Source organism: Pedobacter antarcticus, from assembly GCF_900112985.1.
Lineage (GTDB): Bacteria > Bacteroidota > Bacteroidia > Sphingobacteriales > Sphingobacteriaceae > Pedobacter > Pedobacter antarcticus.
Map to the genome: position 1 here is coordinate 38,966 of NZ_FONS01000011.1, position 17,967 is coordinate 56,932.

The window sequence follows — 17,967 nt, forward strand, 5'->3', positions numbered from 1 at the left end:
ACAGAAATCTGTAATCTTCCTTTCAACAAAGCGTTGAATGAATTTGTTTAATTTTTTTATTTACTAATATAAACAGTTGTGTATGGTCTACATCAAATCTCAGGCCTTAATGTCATCTGGAAGATAGATTTTTCAAAATTTATCCTGTTACCACTTAAAATGTCTTATCTTAAAACCCCATTAATTAGTTTTTGCAGCTGATTATGGTTTTTATATATGAATAAAAGAGAAATTATAATCGGTTATGAAGCATTCCAGGGATTGGATGAACTGAATAGCAAAGATCAGGATTTATGCAGGTCTGCAGAGCAGGCTTTGGCTACAGCTTATGCACCATATTCCAATTTCAAAGTCGCTGCCGCAGTTCGTCTTAAAGACGGTAAGATTGTTACGGGAAGTAACCAGGAGAATCTGGCCTATCCGTCTGGTCTTTGCGCAGAACGTGTGGCACTTTTTAGTATTGGTGCAGCCTATCCAAACGCCGTAATTGAGAGTATGGTCGTAACTGCCCATACCGATAAATTTGAAATTACCAAGCCTGTAACCTGCTGTGGTGCATGCCTGCAGGTGATTTCGGAGTTTGAACAGAAGCAGGGGAAACCTATCGAAATAATCTTTTACTGTCTGGGTGGAGAATTGCTGAAGGTAAAGGGAGTGCGGAGTCTGCTACCCTTCAGTTTTGTAGAGGACAGGTTGCAGGTTGAATTGTAAACTGTTGGGAAATTGTGTTCCCTAAATTTGACTGGATGCCTTATCTTTGTTTGATCCAAAACATTCTTAATGAGCGACGAATTAGATAACCACATAAACGAAGAAACAAAACATACTGTTATACCAATCAACGGACTTTATGAAAACTGGTTTCTCGATTATGCCTCTTATGTAATTTTAGACAGAGCAGTACCGCATATCAACGATGGTTTGAAACCAGTTCAGCGCAGAATTATGCATTCGCTGAAAGAAATGGATGACGGGCGTTTTAATAAAGCTGCGAACGTAATCGGTAATACGATGAAATATCACCCGCATGGTGATGCTTCTATCGGCGATGCAATGGTACAGATTGGGCAGAAGGACCTGCTAATTGACTGTCAGGGTAACTGGGGTGACCCAATAACGGGTGATAGCGCTGCTGCTCCCCGTTATATTGAAGCCAGATTATCTAAATTCGCAACCGAAGTTGTTTTTAATGCCGACACAACCGTCTGGCAACTGAGTTATGACGGCAGGAATAATGAACCGATCACGTTGCCGGTTAAGTTCCCGCTATTACTGGCACAGGGAGCGGAAGGTATTGCCGTAGGTCTTGCGACCAAAGTTATGCCGCACAACTTTGTTGAGCTGCTGGATGCTTCTATTGCAGTGCTTAATGGCGAACGGCCGAATATCCTTCCGGATTTCTTTACAGGGGGTATGGCCGACTTTTCTGCTTATAACGAGGGAATGAGAGGGGGTAAAATCCGTGTCCGCGCCAAAATAACAGAGAAGGATAAAAAGACATTAGTAATCACCGAAATACCGTACAGTACAACGACTGGTTCGGTAATCGACAGTATCCTGTCTGCAAATGACAAAGGAAAAATAAAAATTAAGAAAATAGAGGATAATACTGCTGCGCATGTTGAAATTGTTATTCAACTTGCACCTGGTATCTCGCCTGATGTAACTATAGATGCGCTTTATGCGTTTACATCATGCGAAGTCTCAATTTCTCCAAACACCTGTATCATTAAACAGGATAAACCGCAGTTCCTGAGTGTAAACGACATTCTGATCGAGAACACACAGCACACCAAAAATTTACTGAAACAGGAACTTGAAATCAGACTTAAAGAATTACAGGAAAAAATATTCTTTAGCTCGCTGCTCAAAATTTTTATACAGGAAGGAATGTATAAAAACCACGAATACGAGAATTCAGGTAATTTCGAAACTGTTGTAGGTGTCTTAACGAGGTTGTTTGAACCATTTAAAGATCAACTATACAGGGAAATAGAAGCTGAAGATTTTAAAAAGCTGATCGAAAAACCAATGAGCAGTATCACCCGCTTTGATGTGAAAAAAGCGGATGAACAGATGAAATCACTTGCTGATGAAATTAAAGTCGTTAAGAATCATCTTCGCCACCTGACTGATTATGCTATTGCCTGGTTCCAGAAATTGAAAGATAAATATGGAAAAGGAAGAGGCAGGAAAACTGAAATCCGGTTATTCGACAGAGTTGAAGCTTCCAAGGTAGCACTTGCCAACGTAAAATTGTACCTGAACAGGGAAGATGGTTTTATCGGTACCGGTCTAAAAAAGGACGAATTTATTGCAGATTGCTCTGACCTGGATGAGGTAATTGTCTTTCGTGAAGATGGCAAATGTCTGATTACGAAAGTTGCCGATAAGACTTTTGTCGGTAAAGGAATATTGCACGCCCAGGTATTTAAAAAAAATGACGAGCGTACGATTTATAATATGATTTATAAGGACGGTAGCAGCGGTACCTCCTACGTGAAAAGGTTCGCTGTCGTCGGTGTAACCAGAGATAAAGAGTATGACCTGACCAAGGGTTCTAAAGGATCTAGAGTATGGTATTTTACAGCTAATCCTAACGGTGAAGCTGAACTGGTAACAGTGATGCTTAAACCGCATACAAAATTAAAGAAATTGCAATTCGATCTTGATTTTGCTGAGATCGCAATCAAAGGGAGGGGATCCCAGGGAAATATTGTATCCAAATATCCAATCAAAAAAATTGTACTGAAAAGTAAAGGTGTTTCAACTTTATCAGGCTTGAAAATCTGGTATGATGATTTATTGCGTCGTTTAAATGTAGATGGCAGAGGAAAGTACCTGGGGGAATTTGATGGGGACGACAAGATACTTCAGGTTCATAAAGAGGGCTGGTATGAACTTAGTTCTTTTGAATTAAGTAATCATTTCGATGCCGACCTGCTGCTTATTCAGAAGTTTGATCCGGAAAAGGCTTTTGCAGTTGTTCAGTTTGAAGGGAAAGCGAAGAATTACTTCGTCAAGCGGTTCTTATTCGAGCCGATAGCAATTGGTAAAAAGCTAAGTCTCATTAGTGAAGAGCAAGGATCGAAATTCCTGCATTTGACCAGTAATCCTGCAGCTTTACTGACTGTTGATGTATTGAAGGGAAAAACACAAATTCCGGAAACACTGGAGATAGTACTGTCCGAATTTATTGATCTGAAAGGAATTAAGGCTAACGGAAACAGGTTAAGCCAGCATGATGTACAGCAGATTAAATTGAGTAATGCCGAAGAGTTGGAACCTGTTCTGGCTGAAGAGCATAAAGAGAATACACTAGCTCCGGTTGACTTAGCAGAATCTGTGGATGAGAACGTTCAGGATTCGCTGGAAGAACCAGCACCAGAGATTGTTCAGAAATCAGCGATATCTGATAACAGTTCTTCTTTACCGGTATTGGAAAAACAGGAAGAGTTAATACCTGATCTTGTTGTTGCTGAAATGCCTGAAGAAATTATTAAGACCGAGGCTCCGGATATAAAGATAGAAGCTCCGGAAAAGAAGCCTGAAGCTCTTGAAAAGACGGCTCAAGTTAAGGAAAAGAAGAATTGGGTGAAGAAAGAAGAACCTGCTTCGGAACAGCATCTTGAAGAAAAGCCTCCAGTACAGGAAACGACTATTATTCAGGATCCTGTTCCGGAAAAAAAGAAATGGGTTAAAAAAGTCGTAAAGGAAACTCCAGCCGCTGATGTTGCCGAACCTAAATCAGCGGACAGTAAACCGGGGGAGGAGGATAAACCAAAACCTGCTAAGAAAGAAATCAAGCTGGAAATTACAAATCCCGATGATGTAGATATTGATGATAAAGGTCAACTGGGCTTATTCTAACCGAATAAGCCTGGCAGACGCTCTGCTGCCATAATAAAGCTGATACCAAAAATTGCAGAGGACAGGAAAAAGTTCCAGTCCCATTTTTTGATCTTAACTATATTAACCAGTATAAATGAAATCAGGAGGGTGGCAAGTACAATAACTATCTGTCCGACTTCCAAACCTACATTGAAAGCGAACAGCTCTGCAACTATACTTTTACTTTTACCGAGCAGGCTATTCAGGTAATTGCTGAAGCCCATTCCATGAATTAGCCCGAAAAATAAAGCCAGTGTATATTTCAATTTAATATTTTTAGGCTTGGCTCTTTTGCTAAGGATATTTGTGGCTGCGGTGATCAGAATGGTCACTGGTATAAGAAACTCAACCAGATCTGTGTTGACAGTGATAATCTTAAAAACGCTTAATGCAAGAGTTATACTATGACCGATAGTAAATGCTGTTACCAGTACCAATACCTTTTTCCAATCTGTCAGGGTATAAATTCCACAGAGCACCATCACAAACAGAATATGGTCATATCCTTTCCAATCGAGTATATGTTGCCAGCCTAATTCGAAGTATAAAGAGAAATCCTGCATTTTGCTAAATTATTAATTTTTAATTAAAAATGAACAAAAATTAAAAACTGTGTTTATTTGTGTAATTATATATTGAATCCTGGTCTGACCGCGCATAAAAAAACAGGATTTGGGAACGCCCGAATCCTGTTTTTTTTCTTGTAATTTCTAAACTTCTACTGGTATTGTATATAGATTGGCTTAGGTGTGAGTTTCAATAACTCTTCTGGTGTCATCAATCTATTCGGTGCTTTCTTTATATCATTTTTATAGAACAGTTTGAAACCTGTGAATTCTACAGGTTCGCTATAAATGAAATGACGATAGGTGCCTTTTTTTAATTCAGGTTCGCCCCATCCGTCCATATGCATGACGATCTGTACTTCCGGACGTAATTTAATACTGGATGCATTAGTTACCATCTTTCTTGTGAAGCGGTGAACGACAAATACTTTTGGCGGCAAATTGTGTTTCTTGACAATGTCAGCAAGATATTGCGAAACATAGTTAATATCTGCAGCGTCATATGTTCCGATTCTTTTACCTGGTAAAGAGCCGTCCTTCATAGAGAACTCCGGATCTATTCCTAAGTGTACGTAAGGTAGTTCCAGGTACTTCTCAATATGCGGTAATTCTGCTTTAATATTACTTAAGGCAACTTGCAGGTCTAAAAATACAATCGTATTCGGGCGCATTTTAGCGATGGCTAATACAGAATCAATCTGACTATTGGCCATTCTGTTCACATATTTACCATCTCGTCCAGGGGTACCGCTGGCTACTGCAGCAATATAGTGCAGGCCTGCCTGAACGGGTGTAGACGGATCTGCTTTTTCCCAGTTTTTAATTTCAGTATTTAATCTTGACCACATTTCTTTAGGTGCATACTCACCTAAAGCACCCATCTTTTTAGAATGCAGGTTTCCATAATAAACTACGATTCTTTTAAAAGGCAGAATTGCGCCTGCAAGTGGATAAGGCTGGTTTTTGACCGGCCATTTTCCTGTAGTATCTCCGTTTGCGAGTTTAAGTTGTAAAGAGTCGTATAAAGCAGTATCAATTGGTTTAGATACAGGTGCTGTCATACTAACCTCAGTGGTATCAGCGTTTGCTTTTTGAGTTTCTGCTGATTTACCTTCTGCTTTCGTTGAATTGGAATTGCAGCTAGCAAGCAGTGCGAAAGTGGTGAACGCAAGTGCGAAAGTTGCGGGTGGTGTTATTTTCATAGATAGGGTAATGTATTTTATTTTTCTCGTGCAAAACTACACAATCAACTGACAATTTAGCTGTATTAAATCAATCTGCAAACTTTACGAATCCTTAAATTGCTTATCTTTAACCATTCGCACGATTTAAATTTATGATACGAAATTATTTACTCCTTTTCTTTGTTGCAATCCTGTTTTATAGTATGACCGGCTGTAAAAAAGAAATTTCCGAAATTCACCTGATTCCTGCGTTTAAAGGCGACACTACTACATTGAACGGCCTTGCACGGCCTACGGAAGGAATTTATGCTAGCTATAGTGTATTTATGGATTTCAGCAAAGGTATTCAGACCAGGGAACTCAGGAACTCATGGGATTTCGGCGTGTATTGTGGTACAGAAAACAGACTAATTATCAATCATACCATGGGTGCTGCGGCCATCGCTTTAAATAAAACTTCTTTAGCAAGTGTGACAGGGAGTGACACGACTGCTCTTGAAACTAATAATACGCTTAGGGTAAACGGGACTTCCGGTAATACGGCGAATGTAGATCCTGTCAGTGGCGATTTCGCGGCCTATCTGAGTGGAACTGTATTTGCCGAGATCAAAGCCGACGCGGAGTCAAGCAATGTCTACATCGTTAACAGAGGAACCGCGGGTGATACTGTTGATACGCCTAATAAAAGATGGTATAAAATGAAGGTCTATCTGGTAGACCGCAGTTATAAAATAGATTATGCATTGATTAATGAGACCACGCCTTCCAGATTCAGCACCGTTACTATAGCCAAGGATGACTCATACAACTTCCGCTTTGGTTCTTTCAGGTCTAACCGGGCGAATTTTGAGCCTGCACGTGTAAACTGGGATATACAATGGGGTTGGAGCACCTACAAAAATACGGCAGGTAACGCGATCACTGTGCCCGATTTTGTGCTGATCAATTCTGGTGGCGGTGTACAGGCAGCACAGGTTGTTTTTAGTGGAACCGGAGCGACGACAAAATCGTATGAGGATTATAAGTTTGAAGATCAGACAGGAGTAACCTATAGCGCTGAGCGAGATGCCATAGGAACGAAGTGGCGGAATTTAGATCCCGCAGCTGGTACTTCCTCTGTTTACAGAGATAGATTTTTTCTGGTAAAGGATGGCGAAGGAAATGTTTATAAATTAAGATTTCTAAGCTTTATACCTAATGATGGAGGCCGAAGAGGCAGGCCCCGCATAGAATATCGTCTGCTGGAGCCTGCTGCTTAATGTCGTGAATATCTTAAGCGGAGAAGGTGTTGAATTTACCAAATACACCTAAGGGAAGTTTAATGCCGGAGGTTGCCTGTAAGTAAAGTTCTCCTGTCTCCAGATTTTTAACTTGCGGAAAGGATGTTTTAATCAGATTTTCTACAATAACTGAAGAAAAACCAAGGGAATAGGTGTTGAGTATCAGGAAATGTTCTTCTTCGTCTAATAATTGAACTACGTCCTGCATCATTTCCTGGATGTGATCTTCCAGTTTCCATTTCTCCCCGTTAGGTCCATGTCCGAACGCAGGCGGGTCTAATATAATCCCATTATATTTCTTCCCGCGTTTCAACTCGCGTTTAACGAATTTTAATGCGTCTTCTACCACCCATCTGACATCTTTTAACTGTGAAAGTTCCTGATTTTCATTTGCCCAATTTACCACCTGCTTAATGGAATCTACGTGTGTCGTATCTGCACCTGCCGCTTTTGCGATTAAAGACGCTGCTCCGGTATAAGCGAAAAGATTTAATACTTTCGGATTTGGGTTCTTGAATTTTTTAATGGATGACGAGATGTAATCCCAGTTCACAGCTTGTTCGGGAAATACCCCAACGTGTTTAAATGAAGTTAATCCGAGTCTAAGATTAATCTTAACTTCATCATTCTTATATTCAACATTCCACCTTTCTGGTATATTCTGTGCAGATTTGATCCATTCACCGGATGTAGCTGAGCGTCCTTTGAAACGGATGTGTGTTCTTTTTTTCCATTCCTGCTCTGAAAGAGTTTTTTTCCATACTGCCTGTGGTTCCGGTCTGCTCAGAACTAAATTTCCGAAGCGTTCCAGTTTTTCAAAATCTCCACAATCAATCAACTCGTAATCTTTCCAGTGGATGGGCGTTAATAGGCTTATCATAAAATTTTTGGACTTGTTATTTAAAAGTTTTTCTTTGCGGCTTTCATAAAGCGACTCGCAAAAACGAAATCGTTGAGCTCCTGAATATCGGTATGTGCAATCTCTTTGTTCGACCCCTCCCAGAATTTCTTTCCTTCGTGCAGGAAAAGAATATAGTCTCCGATTCCCATCACAGAGTTCATATCATGAGTCACAACGATCGTTGTGGTATTGTATTCCTCAGTAATTTCTTTAATCAATTCATCAATCACAATTGATGTTTTAGGATCTAGTCCTGAGTTGGGTTCATCTACGAAAAGATACTTAGGGTTCATCGCTATGGCCCTGGCAATCCCAACTCTTTTTTTCATTCCGCCTGATAATTCTGCCGGAAATAATTTGTTCTTACCTTCCAGATTAACTCGTTCCAGGCAAAAGTTCACTCTCTCCAGCTTTTCGCTAAAGGTTTGTTCAGTAAACATATTCAGCGGAAACATGATGTTCTCCTCGACAGTCATAGAATCAAAAAGTGCCGAACCCTGAAACAGCATGCCGATTTCCTTACGAATTTCAATACGTTGCTCAAAATCCATTTCGGTGAATTCCCGGCCATCGTATTGCACACTTCCTTTTTCAGGGGTGTGTAAACCAATCATACATTTTAATAAAGTAGTTTTTCCGGAACCAGAACCGCCAATGATCAGATTGGTTACGCCGGCTTCAAATTTTCCGGATATACCTTTTAGTACCGTGTTGGAACCAAAAGATTTTTCGATGTCTTTGATTTCGATCATAATAGCAATTGAGTTACAATGTAATCACAGGCAAGAATGCTAATACAGCTGACAACAACAGCCCTTGTACTCGCCTGTGCAACTTCTAATGCACCGCCTTTTACATAAAATCCTTCGTAGGCAGGAACTGTCGTAATGATGAATCCGAACACAAATGCTTTGACAAGTGCAACTACAATTGTATAAGGGTTAAAGTCTGTGGTAATACCTTGTATATATTCAGCCGGGCTTACAGCTCCTGATAAGGTTCCTCCAAAGTAACCACCTGTAATACTTAATGCCATTGCGAAGATTACCAGCAATGGTACCATTGTTATTCCGGCAATAAGTTTTGGCAGGATCAGGTAACCAGGTGAATTAATTCCCATAATCTCCAATGCATCAATCTGCTCGCTTACACGCATGGTACCTATCTCTGATGAAATAGCAGAACCAATCTTTCCGGCAAGTACAATAGCTGTAATTGTTGGACTTAATTCCAGTATACTGGAATCACGTGTAACAGATCCGATAATAGTTTTTGGGATAAAATCGCTGACTAGCTGAAATGCAATCTGCAAAGTCATTACTGCACCGATGAAGGTGGATATAATTGCAATCAGTCCTAATGAACCGACTCCAATGAAATCCATCTGCTGAAAAATTGCCTTTAAATATATTTTAAATTTTTCCGGTTTTCTGAAAACTGCCTTTAACAGTAATAGGTATTTACCAAAATTGGTGAAATTCATTCGGTGGGAATTTAGCTAATGTATCATTACTATATTAATACAAAGAAACGATAAAAATTGTTGTCACTTTCTTTATTTCTTGAAATTATTCTGGTAATACAGATATTTTGTAGTTTTTTTGCGCCCCTGAAAGGTTCACAGCTGGAATCTGCTGTGTCTTTACAGACATTATAAAAAATAAGAACGCTTTGTAACTATTTGATGTTACTTAAGTCTTATTATCGTAAACCGGAAGGGAATTGATTTACTTTCCGGTACATAAATATAGGAGACAAAATTATGGAAAACAGATTATTAAGAAACGAACATGACAAAGTAATTGCCGGCGTTTCCTCGGGTTTAGCAGCTTACATGCAAGTAGATGTTACCATCATCAGATTGTTGTTCGTATTGTCTACCATCTTTCTGGTTGGAACGGGTGTGCTGGTATACCTGGTTATGTGGATCGTAGTTCCGGTTAACAATGATCCGGCAGCCAGATTCTCAAAGTTTAACGATTATTTTAAAAATCAGCAACCACCCTTCCATATGCCGGGAAGTACTTTTAATCAGGGGCCGGCAGCAGATCAGCCGTTTTCTACTCCGGTTGAGGATGTTAACGAAAAAAAGAAATATGATCCGGACTGGCAAAATCCGGTAGATTTTAAATCACTGCCTAAAAATAATGATACGGGCAGAACTATAGGAGGCCTTTTCCTGCTGGTCATAGGCTTATATTTCCTGATGAATGAGTTTCATATTATTCCTTACTGGTTTAAACTAGGTAAATTATGGCCACTCGTATTTGTTGCTATTGGTCTGAGCTTTATTCTGAAATCGAAACGTAAAAATAAATGGGAGGAGTGGAAAGAGGGACAGCAGACTACAACTGATTTTCAGGAAAAACCATCAGATTTTCAACAGAGACCAGATAATCTGACTAATGAGCCACCTGTAGTACAACAAAAGCCTGAGGATCAGCTTTAGGTCTTAAATTAAAATATTCTATCGAACTGACCGGGTTTCCGGTCCTAATTCAAATAATCATGAAATTAACCAGAGTAATGTGGGGCATCGTCCTTTTGTTCGTCGGCATCGTGCTCTTGCTGGAGAACTTTAATCTAATCGAATTTTATTGGAGAAATGTCTGGAGTTTCTGGCCTGTATTTCTAATCATTTCCGGAGTAAATATTCTGTTCAACAAGAACAAATCTGAAACGGGCAATATGATTTCGCTTGGTGTATTGGTAATAGTTCTTGGATTTGTTTTTTACAAAGGTCAGCAGGTTCCTGCGGGCAGATCATGGATGGATGGCAGATTCAGTAAAGATTTTGACATTGATATTGATTCAGATCAGGACGATAATGGTAACAAAGAATCTTTAACTTTTTCAACACCTTTTGTTCCGGCAGACAGTGCAAAAAAGACTGTATTTAATATCTCTGGCGGCGGGACATCTTTCTCCCTGGACGGCGAAACGGACAGTCTTGTTGTCGCAAACGTTGAAAAACGGAGCGGAAATTTCATCCTCCAGAAAGAAAGTTCGGATTCGGTGAACACAGTCATCTTTAAAATGAAAGAGAAGAAAGGGGGCTGGTCAATTAATGATGGTGGTAATAATGTCAATCTGCAAATGAATAAGGCACCTGAATGGATTGTAAACATGAAAATGGGGGCTGGCGAGGTGAAATTTGATTTCTCCGATTATAAGGTCCGCAGATTTGGATTTGATGGTGGTGCTGCCTCACTGGATATCAGGATAGGTGATCTAGTACCTGTTACGGATGTTGTTGTTAAAACAGGAGTAGCAGATGTTAAATTGACAGTACCGGAAGCTTCGGGTTGCAGAATCTCTACGAAAACTGGTTTGAGTGCAAAGGATTTTCCCGGGTTTATTAAAATAAACAATAATAGTTACGAGACTTCTAATTATAGTTCTTCAGCTAAAAAAGTAATTATTGTTCTGGATGGAGGATTAAGTAACTTTGAGGTAAGCAGATACTAAAATATGAAATATACCATCGTGGTAAGCGGTAAGCCTGAAGGACCCTATACGCTGGAAGAACTAGCAGGCAAATCTGTCTTGGCAGGAACTTTTATCCGCATACCAGGAATGGACGATTATAAAGAAGCGCACGAGTTCCCAGAACTTTGTGCGCTTTTTGGGTTTAACTACCAGCGTACCGCCCCGCAATATTTTGCTGCTTTCGACCAGCGTTTACTGGCATCCGTGATAGATTATTTTTTATTATTTATGGTCTATATCCTTGCATTATTGCTTGTTTTTATGGTAGTTACCGATAAGCAGTCGCGTATAGCCTTTGCAATAATGTGCCTCCCCGCAATTCCTGTGTTTAAAATGATCTATAGTGTTTTTGGTGATGCTTCTATAAAGCAGGGCACGGCTGGAAAGCGACTTTTGCATATTAAAGTAACCGATCTGAAAGGAAACAGAATCAGTACCGGCAAGTCAATAATTAGACAGCTTGCAAAAATTCTTTCTGTTTTGCCTTTGTTTTTTGGTTATCTGTATTCATTTTTGAATAAAAAGGCACAATGCTGGCATGATATTGCCGCAGAAACGGTAGTGATTAAAGACCGGCTTATCTAGTCATTTCAATTTCAGAATCAATCCGGCAGATAACTTGATGATATAAAGTTTTATCTTTGCATACGCATGGAAAATACAACAGCAAAACAGCTTTTAACCGGTGGCTACTGTAACAGTCTGGATGAGTATTCAAGATTTATAACCAGAGAAGTTAAAATAGGTGATGTGCCTATGGGCGGGAATAATCCTATCCGCATACAATCTATGACAACTACCGATACGATGGATACCATTGGCACGGTAGAACAGACTATCAGAATGGTTGAGTCTGGTTGTGAATACGTGCGTATCACTGCCCCAAGTATGAAGGAGGCAGAAAATCTGGCGCAAATCAAAAAGGAATTGCGTTACCGCGGCTATAATGTTCCTTTAGTGGCTGATATTCATTTTACACCGAACGCAGCTGAATCCGCTGCCAGAATTGTAGAAAAAGTAAGAATCAACCCCGGAAATTATGCTGATAAAAAGCGTTTCGAGAATATTGATTATACGACTGATGCCTATAATGCTGAATTAAGCAGAATCTACAAGAAATTCGCACCGCTGGTTAAAATCTGCAAAGAATATGGTACTGCTATGCGTATAGGTACTAACCATGGATCGTTATCTGACCGAATTATGAGTCAGTACGGCGACACACCACGTGGCATGGTTGAATCTGCAATGGAATTCATACGGATTTGTGAAGATCTCAATTATTATAATCTGGTCATCTCTATGAAAGCCAGTAATACCCAGGTAATGGTACAGGCTTACCGTTTGCTGGTGGAAACCATGGTTAAAGAAGGAATGAATTATCCGCTTCACCTTGGTGTTACCGAAGCTGGTGACGGGGAAGATGGCCGAATTAAATCGGCTGTTGGAATTGGTACTTTGCTGGAAGATGGTTTAGGAGATACTATCCGCGTCTCGCTTACTGAAGATCCGGAATTTGAAGCTCCTGTGGCTAAAGCGCTGGCTGATCGTTATAGTAAACGTAAGCAACAAACTACTTCTCCCGTAGAAATTTCTGCGTTAAAGGACCTGCCGTATTCTCCATATGCTTACTCAAGAAGGAATACCCATGCGGTGCAGCATATCGGAGGTCATTTTCATCCGGTAGTGATGCTTGATGTTTCTGGTAAAAATTTAAAGGACCCTTTCTTCCTGAAAGAGGCAGGTTATAATTACCAGGCGATACTTGATAAATACAATATGGCCGACCAGGCTTGTGATTTGGTCTATCTGGGGGATGAACTACCATCTTTTTCTTTTCCTGGAAATTTGTCGCAGATTTATAATTACGGTACCTGGAATAAGCTTAATAACAAACAGAATTGTTTTCCCTTATTTACACTTGACGAGTACCTGGATAATTCAATTCATGATTCTTTACTGAATCTGGTTTCAGTAAATGCCGCTGACTTTGATTTGTCAAAGCTTAAAGCTCTTGATGAAACTGCCGTGATTATTCTGGAATCTTCTGCTGCAGATCATATGACAGTTCAGCGTTCGTTCTTTACTAGTTTATTGAATGCAGGACTCACATTTCCGGTGATAATTAAGAGAAGTTATCCTATAATTGATGCGGAGACATTACAATTGTATGCCGCCACAGATCTTGGTGCGCTATTTACAGATGGTTTTGGCGATGGTGTCTGGCTGAACGCAAGCGAAGACATCAGCCTATCGCTATTAAATTCTACCAGTTTTGGAATTCTCCAGGCAACTCGTACCCGGATCTCGAAGACCGAATATATTTCATGCCCGAGTTGTGGACGTACGTTATTCGACCTTCAGGAAACAACACAGCAAATCCGTTCCAGAACGGATCATCTGAAAGGGATTAAAATTGGGATTATGGGCTGTATTGTCAATGGGCCTGGTGAAATGGCTGACGCTGATTATGGATATGTCGGTACCGGCCCGGGAAAGATTACGCTTTACCGTGGCAAAGAGGTCGTTAAAAAGAACGTCGACTCTGCGAATGCACTTGATGATCTTATTGGCTTGATCAAAGAAGACGGCAATTGGATCGAAACCCGGGAGATACACTAAACTTGCTTGTGGTTATGAGCCAGGTTTTCTTTCAAAAATGAAAGGGTCTTATCACATACATCTTGAAGTTGAGCTGGTAACTGCGCTGCGTTAAATGGATGACTAGCTCCATAAACGTGGTTAGCGTTTTCTATTTTTTGTAATCTTGCTTCAGGTTTAGCCTGTGCCAGGGATTGTGCAATATTGAAATTGACGTTTACATCTTGATCGCCATGCAGGATAAGCCATGGAATATTAACACGATTTGCTGCACGTAAAATATTAAATTCCTCTTCATGGGATTTGTAATCTTTTAACAGGGTCACCTCTAAAGGCATTTTTTCTTTGGTGCGTGCATTTTCTACATATATGCGCCCCGAGTTTTCCCATTCCTCTTCTTGTTCAGATTTCCATAGAGAATTGAATTCCGCAATCGCTGACCAAGTCACCAGCTGACTGATACGGGGGTCATTAGCGGCCTGAAGAATTACTAATCCACCACCTCTGCTGTGGCCAATCAGGCAAATGTCTGACATTGGATAAGTATGGCTGACATAATTGACCATAGTATCCAGATCTTGAACTTCCATTGAAATGGTGTTCGCCGCAAAAACATCCATATCTGTTACATCATTTGGATTTTCGGCAGTAACTCCATTATGGCTCAGGTTAAATTTAATGAATCGAAACCCTCGTTCTGCAAATTCTTTAGCGACGAGATGATGTGCGCCCCAGTCTTTAAATCCTTTGAATCCGTGAACAAACAAAACTGTAGGCTGATTCTTGTACTGGTCGTCATAAGTCAGATCTCCATTGATTCTCTGGTCAGCTGATCCTGACAGTATAAATTCTTCTCTTTTGATCATATCTTTTGGCTAAATTGTCAATCTACTTAATATAACAAACACATTGTCTATTAGTTTATAACTAAATCTTTAATTTAAAACCTTTCTAAATTACGCTTAATTACAGCATAATGACAGTGGATATGGGCTGTCTTCTTACTTTTGTTAGCACGAAAAAAAAACAACCCACCCACCTTGGAATATTTAAAGATACTTGCTTTTACCCACAAACAGATTGACTTAAAATCTTTAGGGAAATTAGTTATCTGCGAGCAGACACTTGATGACAGACTCAGAAATATTCAAAAAGAACTTGGGGTCAAAGAGATTTTCTATATCGGTACCTGTAACAGGGTAGAATTTGTTTTCACAACAGCCCGCACTTTAGATCGAGAATTTATACTGGAATTTTTCAGGGTACTTGATATGGGACTGCCTGCAGCTTATATCGATCAGTTTGTAGACAATGTTTCTGTTTATGAACAGGTAGCTGCTTTTAATCATTTACTTCGTACTTCTTGTTCACTCGAAAGTCTGGTAGTAGGAGAGAAGGAGATTCTTGCTCAGGTACGCCGGGCTTATGAAGCCTGCAGGGTTTCTGGCTTTACGGGGGACTATATGCGTATGATTATGAACCGTGTCGTGAAAACGGCTAAAGAGGTTTATACGCATACTAATATTTCAAAAAATCCAGTTTCTGTAGTGTCACTAGCTTACCGGAAATTAAGAGATCTTACGATTACAGCAAATTCAAGGTTGTTAATTATCGGTGCAGGTGAGACGAACAAAAACCTCGCTCAATATCTTAAAAAACATAAATACTCTAATTTTTCCATTTTTAACCGCACCGTAGAAAATGCGGAAAGCCTGGCAAAAGACTTGAATGGAATTGCTTATCCATTAACTGAATTAGCCGGTTTTAAAGGTGGATTTGACGTGATCATTACCTGTACGGGTGCTACAGAACCGATAATTACCGAAGAAATATATAAAAATTTGTTAAATGGCGATACCGGTAAAAAGGTGATCGTGGATTTGGCTATCCCAAATGACACAGCGCCTGCTGTGATTAAAAACTTCCCTATTCATTATATCGAAGTGGAGTCTTTGAAAGAAGTTGCGCGTAAAAATATCCAGGAACGATATGATGAACTGGTAAATGCGGAACAGATTATCGAACAAAATATCACCGAATTTGATCTTGTTCTCCGTCAGCGTAAGATTGAAATAGCTATGAGCGAAGTGCCTCAGAAGATTAAAGCTATTAAAAGTAAAGCATTAGATATCGTTTTTGCAGAGGAGATAAATACGCTGGATGAAAACTCCAGAATCGTACTTGAACGGGTGATGGACTACATGGAAAAGAAATACATCAGTGTACCGATGGTCATGGCTAAAGAGATCATGATCAATAATAGCTAGATTAGTCAGGTTAATTACATTATTTGTTTATTATTGGTGAGTATTGCGCATTTAGGCTAAATTTGCGTCGGTTTTACAATGCGGGTAACTCTGGATTAATTAGGCTTTAAGCTGAAAACATCCACGTCCCCTTCCTGTTCTGAAGAGCAAGAATGACGTCAGGCTATTCAAGATTAAAAAATTATATATTTCGATGAAAAAACTTATTATCGGTACCAGAGGCAGTGATCTGGCATTATGGCAAGCCAATTTTACTAAAGACAGGCTAGCGGAAATCGGTGTGGAAGCCGAATTGAAGATCATTAAAACTCAGGGTGATAAAATTCTTAATCTCAGACTAGATAAGTTGGAGGGAAAAGGTTTCTTTACAAAAGAACTGGAAGAAGAATTACTCAATGGTACTATAGATATTGCAGTTCACTGTCAGAAAGATCTACCTACTGCAAATCCTCCGGGATTAATCATTGCAGCTGTATCTGAAAGAGAAGATGCATCGGAGTTATTAATTGTATTAAAGGACTGTGTAGATATCACGAAAAAGCTGTCATTAAAAAATGGCGCTCAGGTTGGTACTTCTTCTAACAGAAGAAAAGCACAGTTAATTGCACTTCGTCCTGATCTTAATATTGAAGATTTAAGGGGTAATGTCATTACGCGCATCCAGAAATTAAGGGATGAGAACTATGACGCTATTTTATTGGCCAAGGCAGGTATTAACCGTCTGGGTATCGACCTAAGTGAATTTCATACCGAAGTTATTGATACAACTGAACTGATACCTGCGCCTGCACAAGGGGTACTGGCTTTCCAGATCAGGGAAAATGATCCTGAGCTTTTTGAATTGCTTCAAAAGTTAAATGACCAAAATACAGCGGATGAAATTGAAGTCGAACGTAAAGTTCTGAACCTTTTTCAAGGTGGATGTCATATGCCACTTGGTTGTTATTGTAAGAAAGAAAATGGTAAATATGAAGTCTGGACGTCGAAGGCAGTTACTGCTGAACATTTTCCGGATCGTCTATTCTTTCGGGTTGATAGTCTGGAGGGGCTTGCCGAACATATCGTAAGCAAGTTCAGTGAGGATAGAAAATTACCGTCCAAAATATTTATTTCCAGAGAAATCAGTGAACACAGTTACTTGCGCCGTGCTTTGGAAAGGCATAAAATTGAAATCGAAGATCGTTCGCTAATCCGTACTTTTCCTATTGTAAACGTATTAGATCCTTTTTATCTTAAAAACCTGAACTGGATTTTCTTTAGCAGCCGTAATGGTGTAGAATACTTTTTTAAATTGAAGCCTTTACTTTCAAAACACATCCGTTTTGGCGTGGTTGGAAGAGGTTCTGAAGATGAGTTAAGAAAGCATGGATACCGGGCTGACTACGTAGGCGAGGGGGGAGATATACCGGGTATTGCGGAAGAATTTGCTGAAATGATCAAAGGTCAGACCGTCTTATTCCCACGTGCACAGGATTCCCTGCAGAGTATTCAGAGTCGTGTGGATTCTTCTACGAAAGTGGTCGATCTGCCAATTTATGAAACAGTTATTGAAGAAGATGTTGATCAGTCATTTGCTGAGGTACTTATTTTCACAAGTCCTTCAAATGTCGATGCTTATTTCGCGGATAATTTATTAGAGCCTGGTCAGCAGGTAATTGCGATTGGCAATTCTACGGGTAAAAAACTGGAGGAAATGGGAGTAAATTATATTTTACCTTATTCTCCGGACGAAATTGGTCTTGCAGAAGCAGTGTTTGGTATTGAATTAAAATAAAAGAAGAGGTAATT

At 39.8% G+C, this 17,967-nt stretch carries 15 protein-coding genes; 9 read left to right on the forward strand and 6 right to left on the reverse strand.

Going from position 1 to position 17,967, the window contains the following annotated elements; genetic code table 11:
* Positions 1–216: 216 nt before the first annotated feature.
* Positions 217–711, forward strand: a complete 495-nt coding sequence (locus BM192_RS17355) for a cytidine deaminase (RefSeq protein ID WP_037439714.1) — start codon at positions 217–219, stop codon at positions 709–711.
* 69 nt (positions 712–780) lie between these two features.
* Positions 781–3,870 (forward strand): DNA gyrase/topoisomerase IV subunit A, encoded by a 3,090-nt coding sequence (locus tag BM192_RS17360; protein ID WP_037439712.1) that lies wholly within the window; start codon positions 781–783, stop codon positions 3,868–3,870.
* On the opposite strand, the gene BM192_RS17365 is transcribed toward BM192_RS17360, so the two are convergent.
* A complete protein-coding gene (locus BM192_RS17365) occupies positions 3,867–4,454 on the reverse strand; it encodes a HupE/UreJ family protein (RefSeq protein ID WP_037439710.1) in 588 nt (195 codons plus the stop codon). The genes BM192_RS17360 and BM192_RS17365 overlap by 4 nt on opposite strands.
* 155 nt (positions 4,455–4,609) lie before the next feature.
* The gene (locus tag BM192_RS17370) at positions 4,610–5,659 is read right to left on the reverse strand and encodes a hypothetical protein (RefSeq protein WP_037439708.1); all 1,050 of its coding nucleotides are present in this window, start codon (positions 5,657–5,659) and stop codon (positions 4,610–4,612) included.
* Positions 5,660–5,793: 134 nt separating this feature from the next.
* Between BM192_RS17370 and BM192_RS17375 the strand changes: the two genes are divergently transcribed.
* Complete coding sequence (locus BM192_RS17375; protein ID WP_081857489.1) at positions 5,794–6,900, forward strand: HmuY family protein; 1,107 nt, start codon at positions 5,794–5,796, stop codon at positions 6,898–6,900.
* Positions 6,901–6,913: 13 nt separating this feature from the next.
* Here BM192_RS17375 and BM192_RS17380 read toward each other — a convergent pair whose 3' ends face one another.
* Genes BM192_RS17380 through BM192_RS17390 form a run of 3 tightly spaced genes read right to left on the reverse strand, consistent with a single transcriptional unit; the run spans position 6,914 to position 9,305 of the window.
* On the reverse strand, positions 6,914–7,801 hold the full coding sequence (locus tag BM192_RS17380) for an RsmD family RNA methyltransferase (protein WP_037439706.1): 888 nt from the start codon (positions 7,799–7,801) through the stop codon (positions 6,914–6,916).
* A gap of 20 nt (positions 7,802–7,821) precedes the next feature.
* On the reverse strand, positions 7,822–8,574 hold the full coding sequence (locus tag BM192_RS17385; protein ID WP_037439704.1) for an ABC transporter ATP-binding protein: 753 nt from the start codon (positions 8,572–8,574) through the stop codon (positions 7,822–7,824).
* Entirely contained in the window at positions 8,571–9,305 is a 735-nt protein-coding gene (locus BM192_RS17390; protein WP_037439702.1) for an MlaE family ABC transporter permease, read from the reverse strand. The genes BM192_RS17385 and BM192_RS17390 overlap by 4 nt, the downstream gene beginning before the upstream one ends.
* A 279-nt stretch (positions 9,306–9,584) precedes the next feature.
* Here BM192_RS17390 and BM192_RS17395 point away from each other — a divergent pair, with 279 nt between their 5' ends.
* From BM192_RS17395 to ispG, 4 genes are all read left to right on the forward strand, one after another.
* Positions 9,585–10,271, forward strand: coding sequence for a PspC domain-containing protein (locus tag BM192_RS17395; protein ID WP_074591699.1), 687 nt, complete (start codon positions 9,585–9,587; stop codon positions 10,269–10,271).
* 59 nt (positions 10,272–10,330) lie between these two features.
* A complete protein-coding gene (locus BM192_RS17400; protein WP_037439700.1) occupies positions 10,331–11,290 on the forward strand; it encodes a LiaF transmembrane domain-containing protein in 960 nt (319 codons plus the stop codon).
* Between the two features lie 3 nt (positions 11,291–11,293).
* On the forward strand, positions 11,294–11,896 hold the full coding sequence (locus BM192_RS17405) for an RDD family protein (protein ID WP_037439698.1): 603 nt from the start codon (positions 11,294–11,296) through the stop codon (positions 11,894–11,896).
* A 66-nt stretch (positions 11,897–11,962) separates the two neighbouring features.
* Positions 11,963–13,933 carry a (E)-4-hydroxy-3-methylbut-2-enyl-diphosphate synthase gene (gene ispG, locus BM192_RS17410; protein ID WP_037439696.1) on the forward strand — a complete coding sequence of 657 codons (1,971 nt, stop codon included), beginning with the start codon at positions 11,963–11,965 and terminating at the stop codon, positions 13,931–13,933.
* On the opposite strand, the gene BM192_RS17415 is transcribed toward ispG, so the two are convergent.
* Positions 13,930–14,778, reverse strand: a complete 849-nt coding sequence (locus tag BM192_RS17415; RefSeq protein ID WP_037439694.1) for an alpha/beta hydrolase family protein — start codon at positions 14,776–14,778, stop codon at positions 13,930–13,932. The two genes, ispG and BM192_RS17415, sit on opposite strands and share 4 nt — an antisense overlap.
* Before the next feature lie 174 nt (positions 14,779–14,952).
* Between BM192_RS17415 and hemA the strand changes: the two genes are divergently transcribed.
* Both hemA and hemC read left to right on the forward strand, forming a co-directional pair.
* Positions 14,953–16,179, forward strand: a complete 1,227-nt coding sequence (gene hemA, locus BM192_RS17420; protein ID WP_037439692.1) for a glutamyl-tRNA reductase — start codon at positions 14,953–14,955, stop codon at positions 16,177–16,179.
* Positions 16,180–16,372: 193 nt separating this feature from the next.
* Positions 16,373–17,953: a hydroxymethylbilane synthase gene (gene hemC / locus BM192_RS17425; protein WP_037439691.1), complete on the forward strand. Its 1,581-nt coding sequence runs from the start codon at positions 16,373–16,375 to the stop codon at positions 17,951–17,953.
* Positions 17,954–17,967 lie beyond the last annotated feature (14 nt).

What these genes read in the sequence shown, in the direction of transcription:
- BM192_RS17355 (WP_037439714.1), top strand. Translation starts at nt 217, where the DNA reads ATGAATAAAAGAGAAATTATAATCGGTTATGAAGCATTCCAGGGATTG.
- BM192_RS17360 (WP_037439712.1), top strand. Translation starts at nt 781, where the DNA reads ATGAGCGACGAATTAGATAACCACATAAACGAAGAAACAAAACATACT.
- BM192_RS17365 (WP_037439710.1), bottom strand. Translation starts at nt 4,454, where the DNA reads ATGCAGGATTTCTCTTTATACTTCGAATTAGGCTGGCAACATATACTC.
- BM192_RS17370 (WP_037439708.1), bottom strand. Translation starts at nt 5,659, where the DNA reads ATGAAAATAACACCACCCGCAACTTTCGCACTTGCGTTCACCACTTTC.
- BM192_RS17375 (WP_081857489.1), top strand. Translation starts at nt 5,794, where the DNA reads ATGATACGAAATTATTTACTCCTTTTCTTTGTTGCAATCCTGTTTTAT.
- BM192_RS17380 (WP_037439706.1), bottom strand. Translation starts at nt 7,801, where the DNA reads ATGATAAGCCTATTAACGCCCATCCACTGGAAAGATTACGAGTTGATT.
- BM192_RS17385 (WP_037439704.1), bottom strand. Translation starts at nt 8,574, where the DNA reads ATGATCGAAATCAAAGACATCGAAAAATCTTTTGGTTCCAACACGGTA.
- BM192_RS17390 (WP_037439702.1), bottom strand. Translation starts at nt 9,305, where the DNA reads ATGAATTTCACCAATTTTGGTAAATACCTATTACTGTTAAAGGCAGTT.
- BM192_RS17395 (WP_074591699.1), top strand. Translation starts at nt 9,585, where the DNA reads ATGGAAAACAGATTATTAAGAAACGAACATGACAAAGTAATTGCCGGC.
- BM192_RS17400 (WP_037439700.1), top strand. Translation starts at nt 10,331, where the DNA reads ATGAAATTAACCAGAGTAATGTGGGGCATCGTCCTTTTGTTCGTCGGC.
- BM192_RS17405 (WP_037439698.1), top strand. Translation starts at nt 11,294, where the DNA reads ATGAAATATACCATCGTGGTAAGCGGTAAGCCTGAAGGACCCTATACG.
- ispG (WP_037439696.1), top strand. Translation starts at nt 11,963, where the DNA reads ATGGAAAATACAACAGCAAAACAGCTTTTAACCGGTGGCTACTGTAAC.
- BM192_RS17415 (WP_037439694.1), bottom strand. Translation starts at nt 14,778, where the DNA reads ATGATCAAAAGAGAAGAATTTATACTGTCAGGATCAGCTGACCAGAGA.
- hemC (WP_037439691.1), top strand. Translation starts at nt 16,373, where the DNA reads ATGAAAAAACTTATTATCGGTACCAGAGGCAGTGATCTGGCATTATGG.